Origin of the sequence: Pigmentiphaga litoralis (assembly GCF_014651835.1) — a bacterium.
GTDB lineage: Bacteria > Pseudomonadota > Gammaproteobacteria > Burkholderiales > Burkholderiaceae_B > Pigmentiphaga > Pigmentiphaga litoralis.
Map to the genome: position 1 here is coordinate 2,460,633 of NZ_BMXQ01000001.1, position 16,700 is coordinate 2,477,332.

The window sequence follows — 16,700 nt, forward strand, 5'->3', positions numbered from 1 at the left end:
GCAGCGTCAGACTGCGCGTCGCATGACCTCTGCAATGCAGGCGGCGACCTGCCGTGGCGCCTCCAGTGGGGTGTAGTGACGGGTCTCCGAAATTACTGTTAAACGCGCATTCGGCAGATGCGCCGCGACGTCTTGCGCCATCGACACAGGGGTGGCGTAGTCGTGTTCGCCGACCACCACCGCCGCGGGTCCGTCATACCGACCCAGGCCGGCCCGCGCATCGGCAACACCCAGCATGCGGCAGGTGCTCGCATACGCGTCCACGCGGTTTGCGGTAAAGACATCGACGGCCTGCTCGACCAGGTCGTTGTTGTCAGCAAGGAATTGCGGGCTGAACCAGCGGGCACGCTGGAACTCGACCAGCGATGCCATGCCGTCCTTGAGCGCAGCTTGCGCGCGGCCTTCCCAGTTCTTTGGCGCATCCGCGCCATACCAGGCGGTCGCGTCGATGACGGTCAGGCTGGCGAGACGGTCGGGATGCCCGCCTGCAAAGGCCAATGCCACCGTGCCACCCATCGAGCAGCCCACCAGATGCAGACGTCCCGCGCCGAGCGCGGTCGCGACGTCGGCGATGTCCTGGGCAAAGCGGTCGATGGTGTAGGCGCCCGCAGGCGCATCCGAGGCGCCATGCCCCCGGCAGTCCATGGCGATCATCGCGCCGCCAAGTAGAGACGACGGCAACGCGTGCGTCGACGCCTCAAACGATGACGCTTCAAACGATGACGCTTCAGACGATGACGATCGAGACGTCGCCGCAGGGGATGTCAACGCATCGGCCAACACATCGGCCAACGCATCCGCGACGCCAGCCCACATGTCGCCGTTCATGGCCAATGCATGCACGAACAGCACGGGGGGCGCAGCGGGATCGACGGCTTCCCGAAGTACGCGCAGGTGCAGTCGTTGGGCGTCGGTGGTGGTGATCGTCATGGCGCGCACTGGCGCCACGGGTCCGTAGCGGCAAGAAAGATCTGTGGTCATTCCGCGCGGGCTCCGGACTTGGCGACCTGGGCACGCCAGAACGCGAGGTCTTTGATCATCTTGGCGTCCAGTTCTGTCGGTGTACTGATGGTCGGCACGAAGCCGCCATCGATCAGCTTCTTTTGTAATTCTGGATCGGCCATGACCTTGCGCAGATCGGCAGCGACCTTGTTGCGGATCGCTTCCGGCGTCGCCTTGGGCGCCATCATGCCGAACCACGTGTCGACCTCGTACCCGGGAAGGGTCTCCGATACCGCCGGGACGTTCGGCAGGTTCTTGAGCCGGGTCTTCGACGACACCGCGACCGCTTGCAGACGGCCGCTGCGAATGAAGGCGATGCATGCCGGCAGGCCGGTCGAGACGAGCTGGATCTGTCCGCCGATCAGGTCGGTCAACGCCTGTGTGCCGCCCTTGTACGGGATGTGCGTCAGTTGTTTCGCTCCCTCACGCTTCATCAGTTCCGCAGCCAGATGGCCGGGCGACCCATTGCCTGCGGTGCCATAGTTGAGCGGCTGCGTCGCGGCCAACACGTCTTTCATGGTGGACGGCCCCGTGCCGGGACGACTGACCAGAACCTGCGGCGCAGTGGCGACCAGGGCGATGCCCGACAGGTCGCGGATGGCGTCGAAGGGCGGCTTGTCGTACAGCAGCGGATTGGCCAGCACGCCATCGCCCCAGAACAACAGGGTATAGCCGTCGGGCGCCGCACCGATCACGGCTTGCGCGCCGATATTGCCGCCCGCGCCGCCCCGGTTGTCGATGATGACCGCCTGTCCCCATGCCGCCGCCAGCTTGGCCGACAGGTCCCGCGCGATCAGGTCGAAGCTGCCACCCGGTGCGAACGGGACGACGATGCGCACCGGCTTGTCGGGGTAGCTACCCTGTGCGCTTGCCAGGCCGTGCCATCCGACCACTGCGGCAGCCAGCGTGGCCGCGATCTTCCATTGCATGCGTGTCTCCGTCGGGCAGCGTCGATGCGCCAGGCCCATTCATGGTTGAGTCCTTAACTCCTGTACAGGAGTGTATGTGTAAAGATGTGAAGGCGTTGCCTATGGTTTTCCCGGTACACTGACGACGCTTCTTCGCGCATTGACCACCACGCCCACCACGCTCGCCATGCCTCAGCCCCCCGTCATCGATCAACGCCTGCCCCGCCATGTCCAGGTCCGGGATGAACTGATGCGGCGTATTGCGGATCGGGTCTGGAAAGCCGGCGAAGCCCTGCCCAGCGAAGAGCGCCTTGCCGCCGAGTTTTCGATCTCGGTGGGGACCATGCGCAAGGCCATCCAGGCGCTGGAACAGGAAAAGGTGGTGGAACGCATCCACGGCAAAGGCACGTTTGTGACGCGAGCGTTCGAACGTTCATCCATGCTGCGCTTCGTGCGGTTTCGCGGCACCGAGCAGCAGGAACTGCCCGCGGCTCACATCCTGACGCTGGAAACCACAGCGGCCGATGACGTGATGCGGGGCAAGCTGCAATTGCGCTCGGCCACAGAAAAGGTGCTGTATCTGCACAGGTCCCGCGCTTACGGCGATGAGGTCGTTCTGGTCGAGCATATCTGGCTGCCCGCCAGGCGCTTTGCCAAGCTCGAAAGCTATCTGAAACGCGAATCGCCGCCGCTGCTCTATCCCGTGTATGACGAGGTTTGCGACGTGGTGGTGTCGCGCGCGGTCGACGAGCTGTCGATGGGCATACTGGATGCCGACGACGCGGCAATCTTTGGCGTCGATCCGGCAACGCCTTGCATGCGCATCGAGCGCACGATGCGCGATCATGGCGGACAGGTCGTTGAATGGCGCGTGTCATTCGTGCCGGCGGACCGGTTCTACTACAGCGTCGAGATCCGCTGAACCGGTCATTGCACCCGCATTCATGACCCACCCTGCTGGACTCATGACCAACTATCGTTGGAAGCCCCTGGCGCATCGCGCTACCTTCGTGGCTCACGGCGCATAGACCCCGGGTGTCGGCCCCGCGCCGACCACAGTGGAGACGACCCATGAAGCTGGCCTCGGTGCAGGTGCACGGCCGCGCGTGTTTTGGCGCGATCGTGGACGGGGGATTCATTGACCTTTCTTCGCGATTCGATGGCGCCTGCCGCAGCCTGGCGGACCTGCTGCGCCAGGATCGGGTCCACGACGCTCGCTGCCTGTGCGCCAAGGCCCGGCCCGACGTCCCGCTCGACGAGATCGTGTTTTTGCCGCCGATCCCTGACAGCGGCGCCCGCGTGTTCGCGCTGGGCGTGGCCTACAAGGACCATCTGGAAGAGACCGGCCGCGCCAGCCAGGACTTCCCGTCCTTGTTCACGAAGCACCCGCAGTCCCTGGTCGGCCACGAGCAGCCGATCCTGAAACCGCGCGTGTCGGACATGTTCGACTTCGAAGGCGAGATCGTGCTGGTGATCGGCAAGGCGGGGCGCCATATCCCGGAAGCCGAGGCCATGTCGCACGTGGCGGGGTATTCGATCCTGATGGACGGATCCGTGCGCGACTACCAGAAGCACAGCGTGACGGCGGGCAAGAACTTTGACCGGAGCAGTGCGTTCGGGCCGTGGATGGTGAGCGCGGACGCGATCATCGATCCGGGCGCAATGCGCCTGACGACGACGCTGAACGGATCGTTGATGCAGTCCACTACCTTTGAGCAACTGATGTGGACGCCAGAGGCGATCGTGCATTACGTGTCGACGTTTACCGAGTTGCAGCCGGGCGATGCGATTTCGACGGGGACGCCCGCGGGCGTGGGGCATCGGCGTACGCCGCCCGTGTTCATGAAGGCGGGCGACCGGCTGGAGATCGCGGTCAGCGGGATCGGCGTGCTGGCAAATACCGTCCACGACGAATAAACGCAGTGCACTGAACACTGCAAACGATGGCAGCCCGCCGATCGAGCTGGCGGCAAGGAGACAGCATGTTGAACCGTATCTTCCGGGCGGGCCTGGCCGCGCTTGCCGCCGTCGTGTGCACGGCAGTTGCGCCCGGCGCCCGCACCGCGTTCGCACAGTCCTGGCCGGATCGCCCCATACGCCTGGTCGTGCCCTTCGGCGCGGGCGGACCGGACACTACGGCGCGCATTCTTGGCCAGCAACTGAGCAAGCAGCTGGGTCAGCCGATCATCGTGGACAACCGCGCGGGCGCCAACGGCATCATTGGCGCCGACATGGTGGCCAAGGCGGCGCCCGATGGCTACACGCTGATGCTGACCTCGGCGTCGTTTGCGGTCAATCCGAGCATCTACAAGAAGCTGCCGTACGACAGCAAACGCGACTTCATCGACATTGCGCAGGTGGCCGCGGGCGAAGGCTTGATCCTGGCGGTGCACCCGGGCGTTCCCGCCACGACGCTGGCGGAGTTCCTGGCGCTGGCACGCGACCCGGGCAGCAAGATCGCCTATGGCTCGCCGGGGATCGGCAACACGCTGCACCTGGCCGGCGAACGTTTCAACATGCGCGCCGGCACGAAGATGCTGCACGTGCCGTACAAGGGCGGCGGCCCGGCTGCCGCGGCACTGCTGGGCGGCGAAATCCAGGCGATGCTGATGACGGCGCCCACCGCCCTGCCGCAGATCCGCGCGGGCAAGCTGCGTGCGCTGGCGTTCACCGGCGACACGCGCGCCAGCTATCTGCCCGACGTGCCGACGCTGAAGGAAGCCGGCGTGCCGGACTTCGACGTCGATGCCGGCTGGCATGGTCTGTTTGCACCGGCCAACACACCGCCGGCCATCGTCCAGCGCCTGCGCCAGGAAGTCGTCAAGGCGCTGCAGACCCCCGAGATGATGCAGGCGATCAAGGAGACGGGGCTGGTGCCATCAACGCTGGCGCCCGATGCGTTCCCGCATCTGGTCGACACCGACATTGCCAAATACACCGAGCTGGTGCGCATTGCCCGCGTCGAACCGGAATGATCCACCCGCCCACCCCGATCGCTCAAACCAGGAGACCCCATGACCTTACCCGTACGACGCGTGATCACCGGCCACGATGCACAGGGCAAAGCCATCGTCGTGTCGGACGGCCCGGCCAGCGCAGTGCGCACCAATCCGCTGCGCCCCGGCTGGCAATCGACGGAGGTGTGGCGCACGACCGAATCGCCGGCCCGCATCCGCCTTTCGCTGGAGCCGGACCCGACGGCAGGCTCGCATCGGATCATGCCCGACCCGCAAGGCACCATTGTTCGAGTCGCGCATTTCGAGCCCGACAGCGAGGCCTTGCGCAGCATCGATCCGGACACGTCCCGCAAGATCTTTTCAGCGATGGGCAATTCGCAGGCGTCGACCTACGGCGCGGGCGGGCGTCACCCCTTGATGCATCGCACCCAGTCTGTCGACTACGCCATTGTCCTCAGCGGCGAGTTGCACCTGGTCCTGGACGACGAAGACGTCCGGCTGACGGCAGGTGATGTCGTCGTCCAGCGTGGCACCAATCACGCGTGGAGCAACCGTTCCACGGAGCGGGCAAGCATTGCGTTCATCCTAATCGATGGCGCATTCGACCCCGACCTTTCCGGAGTACTGCCATGAACTGCGCGTGCAGCGTTTCCCGCCGCCACGGCGGAATGCTGCAACAGCCTCGTATGCGCTGGCCTCGTTGATGAAGCTGGTCGATCCGGCACAGGTTGTCTTTGGCACCGACTTTCCGTATCGCACCAGCCTTGACACCGTCAACGGGCTGGTCAATTACGGATATGGGCAGAAGGATCTGGACGCGATCACGCAGGGCAATGCGGGCAGGCTGCTGGCGCTATAGTGGCCCATCGCCACACCTGCGCATCTGCCGCGCCGCCCCGGTTCCCGGCGCGCGGCTTGCTCCCCATGCCATGCAGCTCAATTCCCGGCAGCTTCGCGCCTTCCTTCTGGTTGCCCAGCAGCGCAACTTTTCGCGGGCGGCCGACCTGTTGGGTGTCACCCAGTCAGGTTTGAGCGTGCTCATTCGCGATCTGGAAACGCAGATCGGTTTTCGCCTGTTCGACCGGACGACCCGGCACGTGTCGCTGACGGAATTTGGAGCGGAGTTCCACCCCGTCGTCGAACGCACCCTGTCGGATCTGGAATCGGCCGTGCATCGTATCGCCCGGTCGGCGTCGACGCAGGAGCGCTGCCTGACCATCGGCGCGACGCAGTTCATGTCGACCTACGTCATGCCGGCTGCGATCGCGGAATTCAACGCTTCGTCTCTCGGCGTCCAGGCGCGGCTGGTGGACAGCGATCGGGCCAACATCTGTCCGCTGGTCGAATCCGGAAAGCTGGACATGGCGGTCGGGATCTTTTTGAGGCCCGGGTGCGGCGTCCAGGGCGCGCCACTGGTGCAAGGATCTTTTTCTGCGGTGCGCGCCGGCAGTCCGGCCAAACGGCGCAGGGCCATCACCTGGGCAGACCTGGCCCATGAAACCCTGATCCTGTTGCCCGACGAAAACCCGATACAGCAGCGGGTGAACGAACAGTTGAGCCGCATCGAACGGGGACACGCCGACCTGGTGTTCAACCACATCGAAACCCAGGTGGCGATGGCCGAGACCGGCGCGGGCGTGGCCATTGTGCCGTCGTTGACCTTGCCGGCGTTCAGACGCCGCAAGATCGAGGTGCATGACCTGATCGACCCGATCGTTCCACTCGAGATCTGGCAGATCTGGAACAGCGCGGGCCGCCAGCGCGACGACATGGCGACATTCACCGATTTTCTGAAGCGCTACATTGTCGACTGGGCGGGGTGACGCGGCCTTGCCAGGAGGGCGATTCTTGCGGCCCAGTTATAGACTCTATGGCAAATCCTTGACTAACCCCGTCCGGCCTTTTCCCCTTTAATGGGACGAGTTGCCCGCTTCGGGTAAACGAGGCCCCCATGTACCCCATCTCCGACTTCGTGGCCGCGCTTGGCCCGATCGCTTCGACCACGGACCCCATCAGCCTGCGCGCCAAGAGCCGCGACCGGTACGCGGTCAGCCCCATGCTCAAGACCATGCTGGAAGGCAAGCGCGCGGACGTGGTGGTGAGCCCGGCGAGCAAGGCCGAACTGATCCGGGTGGTGGCGGCGGCGGCAAGGTTGCGCATCCCGATCACCACGCGCGGGGGCGGCACGGCCAACTACGGCCAGAGCGTGCCGCTGCACGGCGGCATTTTGCTGGACATGAGCGGCGTGGCCGGTGTGCTGTGGACGCGGCCCGGCGAGATCCGGGCGATGGCCGGCACCATCGTCGATGACATGGATACGGCGGCCAAACAGATCGGCTGGGAACTGCGCATGTTTCCGACCACCAAGACAACGGCCACCATCGGCGGCTTTCTGGCGGGCGGCACGGGCGGGATCGGCAGTGCGTCGTGGGGCGTGCTGCGCGACCGCGGCAACATCACGGCGGTCGAGGTCATCTCCATGGAAGAGACGCCGCGCGTGATCGAACTGCGCGGCCGCGATGCCCGCATGGTGCACCACGCCTATGGCGCGAACTGCATCATCAGCGAGGTGGAAATGCCGCTGGCCCCGGCCTGGGACTGGCTGGAAGCCATCGTGACCTTCCCGGACTACATCGACACGGTCAAGTTCGGCGTGGCGCTCGGCAATGAGGACGGCATCGTCAAGAAGCTGCTGTCGGTGCAGGAATGGCCGACGCCGCGCCTGGTGGGCGTGCTCGGCGACCTGGTGCCCGACGGGCATTCCATGATTTCCTGCATGGTCTCGTCGTTGTGCCGGCAGGATTTCGAAGAGCTGGTGGCTGAACATGGCGGAAACCTGGCCTCGGTCTGCCGCGAAAAGCAAGGGCCCTACCCGGTCCCGATGTATGAATTCGCCTATGGCCACGCGCTCAGGCAGGTGCAGAAGACGGATCCCCGCCGCACGTCGGTCGAAGGCTTTTTCAAGGCCGACGATCTGGTCGGCCTGGTGCGACGCGTGCACGACAAGGTGGACGGGATGGGGCCGATGCGGATGGAACTGCGGCGCTGGGGTGGCGCGCTGGTGGGCAGCGGATCCCCTTATGTGGTTTTCGAGAGCGAAGCGCAGATGGCGCGGCTGGTCGAGATCATGCAGGCCGAGGGCGTGAGCGTGGCCAATCCGCACACGTCGTCGGTGCGGTCGGTCGGGAAAAAGGAAGTGAGTGAGCGCGACATCGCGTTCAAGCGGGACATGGACCCGCATGGGCTCTTGAACCCGGGCCGTTTCGATGCGGACGGCAAGGACGAGGCCTTTTCGGCCACCCTGCCGACCGACAGCTGGATGTATCGCAAGGCCGTGTAGGGCGGCGGCCCCGTGCCGCGCCAACGACCTGTCTATTGATTTCCAAGGAATGCCGTGACGTACCCGATAGCCGAATTCTGCGCCGACCTGGGCGACGTGCCCCATGCCACCGACGCGATGACCATCCGCAAGAAAAGCCGCGACCAGTTCGCGGTCAGCCCCCTGCTGCGCCAGTCGCTGGCCGGCCGGGTGGCCGACGTGGTGGCATCGCCGCGCAGCAAGGACGACGTGCTGACGATCATCAAGGCAGCGGTCAGGCACCGCATTCCGTTGACAGCGCGCGGCGGCGGCACGGCCAACTATGGCCAGAGCGTGCCGCTGCAGGGCGGCATCCTGCTGGACATGACCGGCCTGAGCGGCATCGTGTCGATCACCGAAGGCAATGTGCGGGCGCTGTCGGGCACCTGCATGGCGGACATCGACGTGGCCGCGCGCGAAAAAGGCTGGGAGCTGCGCCTGCACCCGTCCACACGTTCCGTGTCGAGCATTGCCGGCTTCGTGGCCGGCGGCAGCGGCGGCATGGGCAGCTGCCAGTGGGGCATGCTGCGTGACCGCGGCAACATCACGGCCATGGAAGTCGTCAGCGTCGAGGCCGAACCACGCTTTGTCGAGCTGCGTGGCCGCGATGTCGAACTGGTGCATCACGCCTACGGCACGAACGCCATCATTACCGAAGTCGACATGCCGACCACGCCTGCCTGGACGTGGAAGGAAGTGATCGTGGCGTTTCCGGAATTTTTGCCGGCCTCGCGCTTCGGGGTGCAGCTGGCCTCGGAACCCGCGATCACCAAAAAGCTGATCTCGCTGCAGGAATGGCCCGTGGCGCGACTGATGACGGCGCTGGGCGATGTCGTGCCCGACGGCCACACGATGGTGAACTGCATGGTCGCGGCGCCAACTTTGGACGCCTTCAAGGGGCTGGTGGACGACTTTGGCGGCAGGATCGTGCATGAAAGCCTGGAAGGCCAGGGCTTCTATGGCGCACCGCTGTATGAATTTGCCTACGGCCATGGCCTGCGGCAAATCCAGAAAGGGCTGCCGACCTATACCGGTCTGCAGGGCATGTTTCCGGCCAACGACCTGCTGCCCACCATCGAGCGGGTGCACGCGGCCTGGGGCGGCGCCGCGCCGCTGCGCATGGAAGTGTTCCTGAGCCAGGGCGAGGTCGTGACCATGGGCTCGCCCGGCATCGTGTACGAAGACGAAGCGCAGATGGCGGCGATCGTGGCGAGGCTGCAGGGCTTTGGCGTGAAGGTGGCGAACTCCCACACCACGGGGGTGCGCGAGGTCGGCATCAAGCAGTTCGACGACCGCGACGCCGTCTTCAAGCGCAGCATGGACCCGTACAAGCTGCTCAATCCGGGCAAGCTGGATTTCGATGACATTCCTGCGTCCGACAGCCGGTCATCCCTCCCCACCCAAGGGTGGAGCTTTCGCAAGGCTGGTTAAGCCTACAATGTCCGCCGAATACCCGGTTTTCCTGGCCACACGCCCCGGGTAAGCTCCCCTATCGTCGATCGCACGCATTCGGTTACGGTCTGTTTGACCCCGATTACCGCCGATGCCCTGTCTCGGACTAAAATCCGGCGCATGAAAATCGTAATGAACGGGGAATCGCGCACGATCGAGGTCCCCACCTCTGTCGCGGATCTGATCCAAACGCTGGGCTATGCGGGTAAACGCGTAGCCGTCGAGCGCAATGGCGAGATCGTGCCGCGCAGTGTGCATCAACAAATAATGCTCGCCGACGGTGATCACCTTGAGATCGTCGTCGCGGTCGGCGGAGGCTGACATGACTAATTCCGATATCTTGCGCCCGGCGCCTTTTGACGGTCTTGCCACGCTGGCGACCGGCCCGGCCAATGCGGCGACCGCAGCGACGGCGCATATCCGCAGCTTCGTGCATCGCCGGGGCCACATCACGCTCGGCCAGAAAGAAGCGCTCGATACCTTGCTCGACAAATGGTCGATCAAGTACACCGACCGTCATCTGCCCGTTGCGGCCACCTTCGGGCGGGAAGCGCCGACCGTGCTCGAAATCGGTTTTGGAATGGGCGAGACGACCGAAACGATCGCGCTGGCCAAGCCCGAACTGAACTTCATCGGCGTGGAAGTCTTCAACGCGGGCGTGGGCGCGATGCTCAAGCGTATCGAGGCATCGAACCTGACCAACGTGCGCATCATCCAGCACGACGCGGTCGAGGTGGTGCGCGACATGATCGCGCCGAACTCGCTGGCGGGCGTGCACGTGTACTTTCCCGATCCGTGGCCCAAGAAGCGCCACAACAAGCGCCGGCTGATCCAGTCGACCTTTGTGTCGCTGCTGGCCAGCCGGATCGCCCCGGGCGGTTACCTGCACTGCGCGACCGACTGGGAAAACTATGCCGAGCAGATGCTGGACGTGCTGTCGCGCGAACCGCTGCTGGCCAACACGGCTGATGGTTTCGCCGAGCGTCCGGCCTGGCGTCCGCAGACCAAGTTCGAGACCCGCGGCTTGCGCCTGGGCCACGGCGTATGGGACGTGATTTTCGAGCGTCCGCAGTTCTCGCGGTTTACGCCGGCGTTGCCGACCGTGACGCCGTAACGCGTGCTGGCGCCGGCCCGAGCCGGCGTCACTACAAAGGGGCGCTTTCTGCCAGGAAAGCGCCCCTTTCGTTTGGGGACCCACGTGCGGGCCGGGCCTGTCCGGACGCGAACGTGATCAGGCCACCGTCAGCAGGCGCGTCAAGGTTTGCGGATCGTCCAGCAAGCTCTGGCTGGTCGACGCGTGCACGATCTGCCCGCGTTCCAGCACGATGGCCTGCTGCGTCAGGGCCAGCGCCAGCTTGGCATGCTGTTCCACCACGATGACAGCCATCTGTGAGTCCTGTACGAGGCGGCGGATCACCCCGGTCAGCTCCTGCACGATGATCGGCGCCAGCCCCTCCATGGGCTCATCCAGCAACAGCAGACTGGGGTTGACCATCAACGCCCGCGCAATGGCCAACATCTGCTGTTCACCGCCCGACAGCTGATTGCCCATGTTGCGGCGGCGTTCCTTGAGCCGCGGGAAGGCGCCATACACCTTCTCGACATTCCATGGGCCGGGCCGCGCCACCGCGGTCAGGTGTTCTTCCACGGTCAGCGACGGGAACATATGCCGTTCCTGCGGCACCCATCCCAGGCCACGGCCTGCGCGCTGATGCGTCGGCACAGCCGCCAGGTCGCCGCCCTTCCAGGCCAGCGAGCCGCCATGCAGGCGGGTGATGCCCATGAGCGTGACCAGCAGCGTGGTCTTGCCCATGCCGTTGCGGCCGAGCAGGGCCAGGCTGTCGCCTTCCTGCATCGAGAGCGATATGTCTTCGAGCACGACCGCATCGCCATAGCCGGCGCTGACGTGATCCAGCCGCAGCAGCTCAGCCATGCTGTTCGTCTCCCAGATAGACCTCTTTGACGCGGGGATCGGCGGCGATCTCGGCCGGCGTGCCTTCCACGAGTTTCTGTCCGCCCACCATCACCGTGATGCGGTCGGCAAACTTGAACACCAGCCCCATGTCATGTTCGATGAAGAGGATGGTGACGTTGCGCGGCAGGTCGGCGATCACCGAAAACAGCTCGGTGCTTTCACCGGTCGGCACGCCCGCGGCGGGCTCATCCAGCAACAGGATGCGCGGCTGCGTGGCCAGCGCCAGCGCGATCTCCACCAGGCGTTGCCGGCCGTAGGCCAGGTTGCGCGTGATCGTGTGGGCGTCGTCCTGCAGCCGCAATGAGGTCAGCAAGGCCATGGCCTCGTCGATCTCGGCATGATGACTGGCCACCGTCTTGTGCCAGGTGCGGCCGATGCCCTTGCGCTCGCAAATCGCCAGCACGACCGAATCGAGCACGCTCAATCCCGGGAACAGGGTGTTGATCTGGAACGTGCGGGTCATGCCGCGCTTGACGCGCGCATGTTGCGGCAGGCCGGTGATGGCCTCCCCTTCCAGGAAGATGCTGCCTGCGGTGGGGCGCAGGGCCCCGGTCAGCAGGTTGATCAGCGTCGTCTTGCCGGCGCCGTTCGGGCCGATCAGCGCATGCCGCGCGCCGGTCTCGAACGACAGCGTCATGTCATGGACGGCGCGAAAATCGCCGAAGGCCTTGCCGAGCCCTTCAGTTCGCAGGGCGATGGTCATGGACGGCCTCCGGACGAGGGACGGTTGCCCTTGTGCTCAACCTTGTTCGTGGCCTTGCCGCGGTTGTTGCGACTGTCATTGCGCGAGCGCAGACGCGTCAGCGCGCCCATCACGCCGCCGCGTGCAAACAGCACCAGGCACACCAGCAGCAGGCCGAGCCAGAATTGCCAGTACACGGCGCTGAGGTTGGACAGCTGGTCTTGCAGCACCATGAAGATTGCCGCGCCGATGAGGCCGCCGTACAAATAGCCTGCACCGCCAACGACCAGCATGATCAGGATTTCAGCCGAGCGGGTAAAGCTGAGCACGTCGATGCCGACGAACTGCGTGGTTTGCGCGAGCAGGCCGCCGGCTACCCCCGCGAGCGCCGCCGACACGGTGTACACCGCCGCCAGGCGTCCGGCCACCGACACGCCGATTGCGGGCATGCGCTTTTCGCCTTCGCGGATGCCCTTCAGGCTCAGCCCGAACGGCGACCGCACGATGCGCCGCGCCAGCAGGAACATCAGGAACAGCACCACCAGGATGTAGACATAGGCCGTCGTGCCGTCGAACCCGAATTCGAAGCGGCCCAGCAACGGCTTCATCTCGACCCCGCTCAGGCCGTCGACGCCACCGGTCACGTGATGCAGGCGGTTGGCGACTTCGTACAGCATCAGCCCGATGCCCAGCGTGACGATCAGCCGCGTCAGGTCCTTGCCGCGAACGATCAGTGCACTGGTGATCAGGCCAGCCACCGCGGCCACCGCGGCGGCGGCAACGAGGCCGCTGATCGGCTCGCCCCAGCCATGCTTGGCAAGCAGGCCGGCCGTGTAAGCGCCCAGGCCAAAAAAGGCGGCATGGCCCAGCGAGACGATCCGTGCGTAGCCAAGGATCAGGTCCAGCGAAAGGGCGAACAGGCCGGCGATCAAAATCTGTCCGCCCAGTGTGCGATAACCCGGAAACAGGAAGAAGGCAGCGACCGGCAGCAGCCAGAACAGCACCTCGGCCCACACCAGCGGTGGGGTGGGCGACGCGTTGGCCGGGTTCGCCGCGGCGACGGCATTGGCCGCGTCCACCCGGGTGACCGCGGGATCGGCCGACGGAACAGGCTTGCGGATATCCGGGTTCATGACCGTTTCCCGAAAAGGCCGTTGGGAAACACCACGAGGGTCACGACCATGATGAAGTAGATGACGAAGGATCCGACTTCCGGCACATAGTATTTGCCCGCCACATCGAACAACCCCAGCAGGATGGCGGCCACCAGCGGCCCGCGAATGCTCGCCCCGCCGCCGACGGCGACCACCAGGAGGAAATACACCATGTACTTGAGCGGGAAGTTCGGGTCGAGGCCAAGCATGTTGATCGCGAGTCCGCCCCCCAGTGCCGCCAATGCCGAGCCCAGCGCAAAGGTCACGCTGAAGACCCGTTCCACATTGATACCCAGCCCTTTCGAGGCCACCGGATTGTCGACCGACGCGCGCACCTGCGCGCCGAAACGCGTGCGCTCCAGCAGCAGGTGCAGCGCCACGGTAATGACCAGCACGACGGCGATCAGGAACAGCCGGTACGACCCGAGCTGCACGCCGAACAAGGACACCTGCCCGGTAATGAAGGCCGGCAGCGTGACCGGCTGCTGGCTGGGTCCGAAGAAGTAGGCCGCGGTCGCGACCGACATGAAGACAAGGCCGATGGTGAAGAGCACCTGATCCAGGTGCGTCGCGTCATACAGCCGGCGATACAGCGTGCGCTCCAGCAGCATGCCCACGATCGCACCGATGAACGGCGAGACGGCGAGCGCGGCCAGGAAGGGCATGCCCAGCCGCGTCATGCCCATCACACAGACATAGCCGCCCAGCATGGCAAAGGCGCCATGGGCCAGGTTGATGAAATTCATGAGGCCCATCGTCACCGACAGGCCGATACTGATCAGGAACAACAGGCAGCCATACGCCACCCCGTCGAAGACGATTCCGATGACGTTGGCTGCCATGATTACTTGCCGGGGTCTTTCACGTCGGCGATCTTGTCGAACTCGACGTTGTACAGCCCGCCGTTCACCCGCTCGACCTTGCGGATGTAGATGGTCTGCACCACGTCACGGGTCTCGGCGTCGATGGTGATCGGGCCGCGCGGGCTCATGATCTTCATGCCTTTGAGCGCGCCCATGATGGCGTCGGCATCGACCGAGCCCTTGGTCTTCTTGAGCGACTCGTAGATCGCGGCCATGCCGTCATAGCCGGCAGCGGCCATGAAGTTCGGGCGCTTTTGCGTGCCGTTCGCGTCGGCGTAGGCCTTCAGGAAGGCCTTGTTTTCGGCCGAGTCATGCGCGGCCGAATAGTGGAAGGACGTCGTCAGGCCCAGGGTCGGGTCACCCATGGCATCGAGCACGCCATCGTCGGTGATGTCACCGGTTGCGATCAGCTTGATGCCCGCTTCGGCCAAGCCGCGCTCCTTGTAGGTCTTCATGAAGGCAATGCCCTGCTCGCCCGCGGGGAGGAACAGGAACACGGCTTCCGGTTTGGCATCCTTGGCGCGTTGCACGAAGGGCGCGAATTCCGGGTTCTGCAGCGGCACCCGCACGCCACCGACGATCTCGCCACCGGCTGCCTTGAAGGCCTTGGTGAACGCGGCCTCGGCATCGAGCCCCGGGCCGTAATCGGAAATGACGGTATAGACCTTCTTGATGCCGTTCTTGAACGCCCACTGCGCGAGCGGTTCCGTGACCTGCGGCAGCGTCATCGACACACGGGCGATGTACGGCGACTTGGTCGTGATGATGGACGTGGCCGCGTTCATCACGATCATGGGCTTCTTGGCCTGCGTCGCGACGGGCGCGACGGCCAGCGCATTGGGCGTCAGGCCGAAGCCAACCAGGAAGTCGACCTTGTCGCGCGTGATCAGGTCGCCGGCAAGCCGCTTGGCAATGTCGGGCGAGGGGCCGGTCGTGTCCTTCTGGATGATCTCGATCTTCTTGCCGGCGACCGTGTCGCCATGCTGCTTCATGTAGGCCTTCATGCCGCCATGGATCTGCTGGCCGTATTCGGCGAAGGGTCCGGAGAACTCGGCGATCAGGCCCAGTTTGACGGTGTTCTGCGCGAAGGCAGGCGTGGCGGTAAGCGCAAATGCAGCGGCCGTGACCAGCGCGCCGAGGGTGTGCCTGAGCTTCATGACTGTCTCTCCTGTCTGGTCGCGCGAGCGGCGCCAGCATCGTATCGTTATCAGAGGCGCCCTGCCGCGGCGCCGTCGTCCCCGGGAAAACACCAGGGCCGAAGCCTGCCATGACATGCCTCATGGGCTGCATAGTAGAGGGGCGTAAACAATAACTCAATCCACTAATGCTGATACGGTGTATCAGCCCCAGTGATACGACGAGACAGGCGAAAAAATCCGTGGAACGCTTCGACTACAACCTGTTCCGCGTGCTTTCGGCGGTCCATGACACGGGCAACGTCAGCCGTGCCGCGCACCTGTTGGGCATGAGTCAACCGGCCGTGAGCATGGCGTTGGCCAAGCTGCGGCGACAGTTCAATGACCCCCTGTTCGTGCGGACCGCGCACGGCATGGACGCCACGCCGCTGGGCCGGCAACTGGGCGCGCGAGCGCAGGCGCTGGTCATCCTTGCCGAGCAAGGTTTGCGGCACGACGCGATCTTTGATGCATCGTCCTTTCGCGGCACCTTCACGATTACCCTGAGCGACGTGGGCGAGATGGTGTTCGTGCCGCGCCTGCTCGAGCAGATCCGCCAGCGCGCGCCAATGGCGTCACTGCGGTCGGTCGCGGCGTCGCCGCGGGATACCGAAACGGGATTGGAGAACGGGGCGATCGATCTGGCGGTGGGCTACTTCCCGGACCTGAAGGGCCGCCTGCTGCTGCAGCAGCGGCTGTTCACCCACTACTTTCTGTGCATCGCGCGCGCCGATCATCCGATTGCGGGCGAGACCCTGACAATGGCGCAATTCCTGGCCTGCGAGCATGCGGTCGTGCAGGCCGAATCGCGCACGCAGGAATTGTTCGAGCGCTTCCTGTCGCGCAAGTCGATCGAGCGGCGCATTGCGCTGCACACGCCGCACTTCATGAGCCTGCCGTTTATCGTTGCGCGGTCCGACCTGATCGCGACCGTGCCGCATGCGCTCGCACTGGGCTATACACGCAGCTTCGAGAACCTGAAATTGATGCGCCCGGAACTGGCCCTGCCGCGGTTCGATCTGCGGCAGCACTGGCACAAACGTTTCAACAACGATCCTAAATGCCGATGGCTGCGCTCGCTGGTGTCCGAGCTGTTCAATGATCAGGAAGACGAGTGGGTGGAGACGGCCAAGCCGGCGGCGAAAGCGAATGGCCGGGCGGCTGGCGGCAGTGC

The 16,700-nt window shown here is 64.9% G+C and carries 17 protein-coding genes and 1 pseudogene; 11 read left to right on the top strand and 7 right to left on the bottom strand.

Annotated features, from left to right (window positions below; all coding sequences use genetic code 11):
• Positions 1-6 precede the first annotated feature (6 nt).
• Both IE116_RS11105 and IE116_RS11110 read right to left on the bottom strand, forming a co-directional pair.
• Positions 7-981 (bottom strand): alpha/beta fold hydrolase, encoded by a 975-nt coding sequence (locus tag IE116_RS11105; RefSeq protein WP_189612418.1) that lies wholly within the window; start codon positions 979-981, stop codon positions 7-9.
• Positions 978-1,931 carry a Bug family tripartite tricarboxylate transporter substrate binding protein gene (locus tag IE116_RS11110; protein WP_189612419.1) on the bottom strand — a complete coding sequence of 318 codons (954 nt, stop codon included), beginning with the start codon at positions 1,929-1,931 and terminating at the stop codon, positions 978-980. The genes IE116_RS11105 and IE116_RS11110 overlap by 4 nt, the downstream gene beginning before the upstream one ends.
• A gap of 166 nt (positions 1,932-2,097) precedes the next feature.
• Between IE116_RS11110 and IE116_RS11115 the strand changes: the two genes are divergently transcribed.
• The 10 genes from IE116_RS11115 (at position 2,098) to trmB (ending at position 10,791) form a co-directional block, all read left to right on the top strand.
• Positions 2,098-2,832: a GntR family transcriptional regulator gene (locus IE116_RS11115; RefSeq protein WP_189612420.1), complete on the top strand. Its 735-nt coding sequence runs from the start codon at positions 2,098-2,100 to the stop codon at positions 2,830-2,832.
• A 149-nt stretch (positions 2,833-2,981) separates the two neighbouring features.
• A complete protein-coding gene (locus tag IE116_RS11120) occupies positions 2,982-3,827 on the top strand; it encodes a fumarylacetoacetate hydrolase family protein (RefSeq protein WP_189612421.1) in 846 nt (281 codons plus the stop codon).
• A gap of 65 nt (positions 3,828-3,892) precedes the next feature.
• The gene (locus IE116_RS11125) at positions 3,893-4,885 is read left to right on the top strand and encodes a tripartite tricarboxylate transporter substrate binding protein (RefSeq protein ID WP_189612422.1); all 993 of its coding nucleotides are present in this window, start codon (positions 3,893-3,895) and stop codon (positions 4,883-4,885) included.
• 39 nt (positions 4,886-4,924) lie between these two features.
• The gene (locus IE116_RS11130) at positions 4,925-5,500 is read left to right on the top strand and encodes a cupin domain-containing protein (RefSeq protein ID WP_189612423.1); all 576 of its coding nucleotides are present in this window, start codon (positions 4,925-4,927) and stop codon (positions 5,498-5,500) included.
• A 7-nt stretch (positions 5,501-5,507) separates the two neighbouring features.
• Entirely contained in the window at positions 5,508-5,726 is a 219-nt protein-coding gene (locus IE116_RS11135; RefSeq protein WP_189612424.1) for an amidohydrolase family protein, read from the top strand.
• A 70-nt stretch (positions 5,727-5,796) separates the two neighbouring features.
• Positions 5,797-6,690, top strand: coding sequence for a LysR family transcriptional regulator (locus tag IE116_RS11140; RefSeq protein WP_189612425.1), 894 nt, complete (start codon positions 5,797-5,799; stop codon positions 6,688-6,690).
• Positions 6,691-6,818: 128 nt separating this feature from the next.
• A complete protein-coding gene (locus IE116_RS11145) occupies positions 6,819-8,207 on the top strand; it encodes an FAD-binding oxidoreductase (RefSeq protein WP_189612426.1) in 1,389 nt (462 codons plus the stop codon).
• A 54-nt stretch (positions 8,208-8,261) separates the two neighbouring features.
• A complete protein-coding gene (locus IE116_RS11150) occupies positions 8,262-9,656 on the top strand; it encodes an FAD-binding oxidoreductase (protein ID WP_189612427.1) in 1,395 nt (464 codons plus the stop codon).
• A gap of 141 nt (positions 9,657-9,797) precedes the next feature.
• Positions 9,798-9,998 carry a sulfur carrier protein ThiS gene (gene thiS / locus IE116_RS11155; RefSeq protein ID WP_189612428.1) on the top strand — a complete coding sequence of 67 codons (201 nt, stop codon included), beginning with the start codon at positions 9,798-9,800 and terminating at the stop codon, positions 9,996-9,998.
• Position 9,999: 1 nt separating this feature from the next.
• Complete coding sequence (gene trmB / locus IE116_RS11160) at positions 10,000-10,791, top strand: tRNA (guanosine(46)-N7)-methyltransferase TrmB (protein ID WP_189612429.1); 792 nt, start codon at positions 10,000-10,002, stop codon at positions 10,789-10,791.
• Between the two features lie 117 nt (positions 10,792-10,908).
• On the opposite strand, the gene IE116_RS11165 is transcribed toward trmB, so the two are convergent.
• Genes IE116_RS11165 through IE116_RS11185 form a run of 5 tightly spaced genes read right to left on the bottom strand, consistent with a single transcriptional unit; the run spans position 10,909 to position 15,508 of the window.
• Positions 10,909-11,610, bottom strand: coding sequence for an ABC transporter ATP-binding protein (locus tag IE116_RS11165; RefSeq protein ID WP_189612431.1), 702 nt, complete (start codon positions 11,608-11,610; stop codon positions 10,909-10,911).
• The gene (locus tag IE116_RS11170) at positions 11,603-12,355 is read right to left on the bottom strand and encodes an ABC transporter ATP-binding protein (protein WP_189612433.1); all 753 of its coding nucleotides are present in this window, start codon (positions 12,353-12,355) and stop codon (positions 11,603-11,605) included. Before IE116_RS11170 ends, IE116_RS11165 begins: the two co-directional genes overlap by 8 nt.
• A complete protein-coding gene (locus tag IE116_RS11175) occupies positions 12,352-13,467 on the bottom strand; it encodes a branched-chain amino acid ABC transporter permease (RefSeq protein WP_189612435.1) in 1,116 nt (371 codons plus the stop codon). Before IE116_RS11175 ends, IE116_RS11170 begins: the two co-directional genes overlap by 4 nt.
• Positions 13,464-14,330 (bottom strand): branched-chain amino acid ABC transporter permease, encoded by an 867-nt coding sequence (locus IE116_RS11180; protein WP_189612437.1) that lies wholly within the window; start codon positions 14,328-14,330, stop codon positions 13,464-13,466. The genes IE116_RS11175 and IE116_RS11180 overlap by 4 nt, the downstream gene beginning before the upstream one ends.
• A 2-nt stretch (positions 14,331-14,332) precedes the next feature.
• Positions 14,333-15,508 (bottom strand): ABC transporter substrate-binding protein, encoded by a 1,176-nt coding sequence (locus tag IE116_RS11185; RefSeq protein ID WP_189612439.1) that lies wholly within the window; start codon positions 15,506-15,508, stop codon positions 14,333-14,335.
• A gap of 167 nt (positions 15,509-15,675) precedes the next feature.
• Between IE116_RS11185 and IE116_RS11190 the strand changes: the two are divergent.
• Positions 15,676-16,671 (top strand): annotated as a pseudogene (locus IE116_RS11190) (LysR family transcriptional regulator); the annotation flags it as partial.
• Positions 16,672-16,700 lie beyond the last annotated feature (29 nt).

Bases quoted from the DNA above. Each gene is read 5' to 3' on its own strand.
- IE116_RS11105 (WP_189612418.1), bottom strand. From the start codon at position 981: ATGACCACAGATCTTTCTTGCCGCTACGGACCCGTGGCGCCAGTGCGC.
- IE116_RS11110 (WP_189612419.1), bottom strand. From the start codon at position 1,931: ATGCAATGGAAGATCGCGGCCACGCTGGCTGCCGCAGTGGTCGGATGG.
- IE116_RS11115 (WP_189612420.1), top strand. From the start codon at position 2,098: ATGCCTCAGCCCCCCGTCATCGATCAACGCCTGCCCCGCCATGTCCAG.
- IE116_RS11120 (WP_189612421.1), top strand. From the start codon at position 2,982: ATGAAGCTGGCCTCGGTGCAGGTGCACGGCCGCGCGTGTTTTGGCGCG.
- IE116_RS11125 (WP_189612422.1), top strand. From the start codon at position 3,893: ATGTTGAACCGTATCTTCCGGGCGGGCCTGGCCGCGCTTGCCGCCGTC.
- IE116_RS11130 (WP_189612423.1), top strand. From the start codon at position 4,925: ATGACCTTACCCGTACGACGCGTGATCACCGGCCACGATGCACAGGGC.
- IE116_RS11140 (WP_189612425.1), top strand. From the start codon at position 5,797: ATGCAGCTCAATTCCCGGCAGCTTCGCGCCTTCCTTCTGGTTGCCCAG.
- IE116_RS11145 (WP_189612426.1), top strand. From the start codon at position 6,819: ATGTACCCCATCTCCGACTTCGTGGCCGCGCTTGGCCCGATCGCTTCG.
- thiS (WP_189612428.1), top strand. From the start codon at position 9,798: ATGAAAATCGTAATGAACGGGGAATCGCGCACGATCGAGGTCCCCACC.
- trmB (WP_189612429.1), top strand. From the start codon at position 10,000: ATGACTAATTCCGATATCTTGCGCCCGGCGCCTTTTGACGGTCTTGCC.
- IE116_RS11165 (WP_189612431.1), bottom strand. From the start codon at position 11,610: ATGGCTGAGCTGCTGCGGCTGGATCACGTCAGCGCCGGCTATGGCGAT.
- IE116_RS11170 (WP_189612433.1), bottom strand. From the start codon at position 12,355: ATGACCATCGCCCTGCGAACTGAAGGGCTCGGCAAGGCCTTCGGCGAT.
- IE116_RS11175 (WP_189612435.1), bottom strand. From the start codon at position 13,467: ATGAACCCGGATATCCGCAAGCCTGTTCCGTCGGCCGATCCCGCGGTC.
- IE116_RS11180 (WP_189612437.1), bottom strand. From the start codon at position 14,330: ATGGCAGCCAACGTCATCGGAATCGTCTTCGACGGGGTGGCGTATGGC.
- IE116_RS11185 (WP_189612439.1), bottom strand. From the start codon at position 15,508: ATGAAGCTCAGGCACACCCTCGGCGCGCTGGTCACGGCCGCTGCATTT.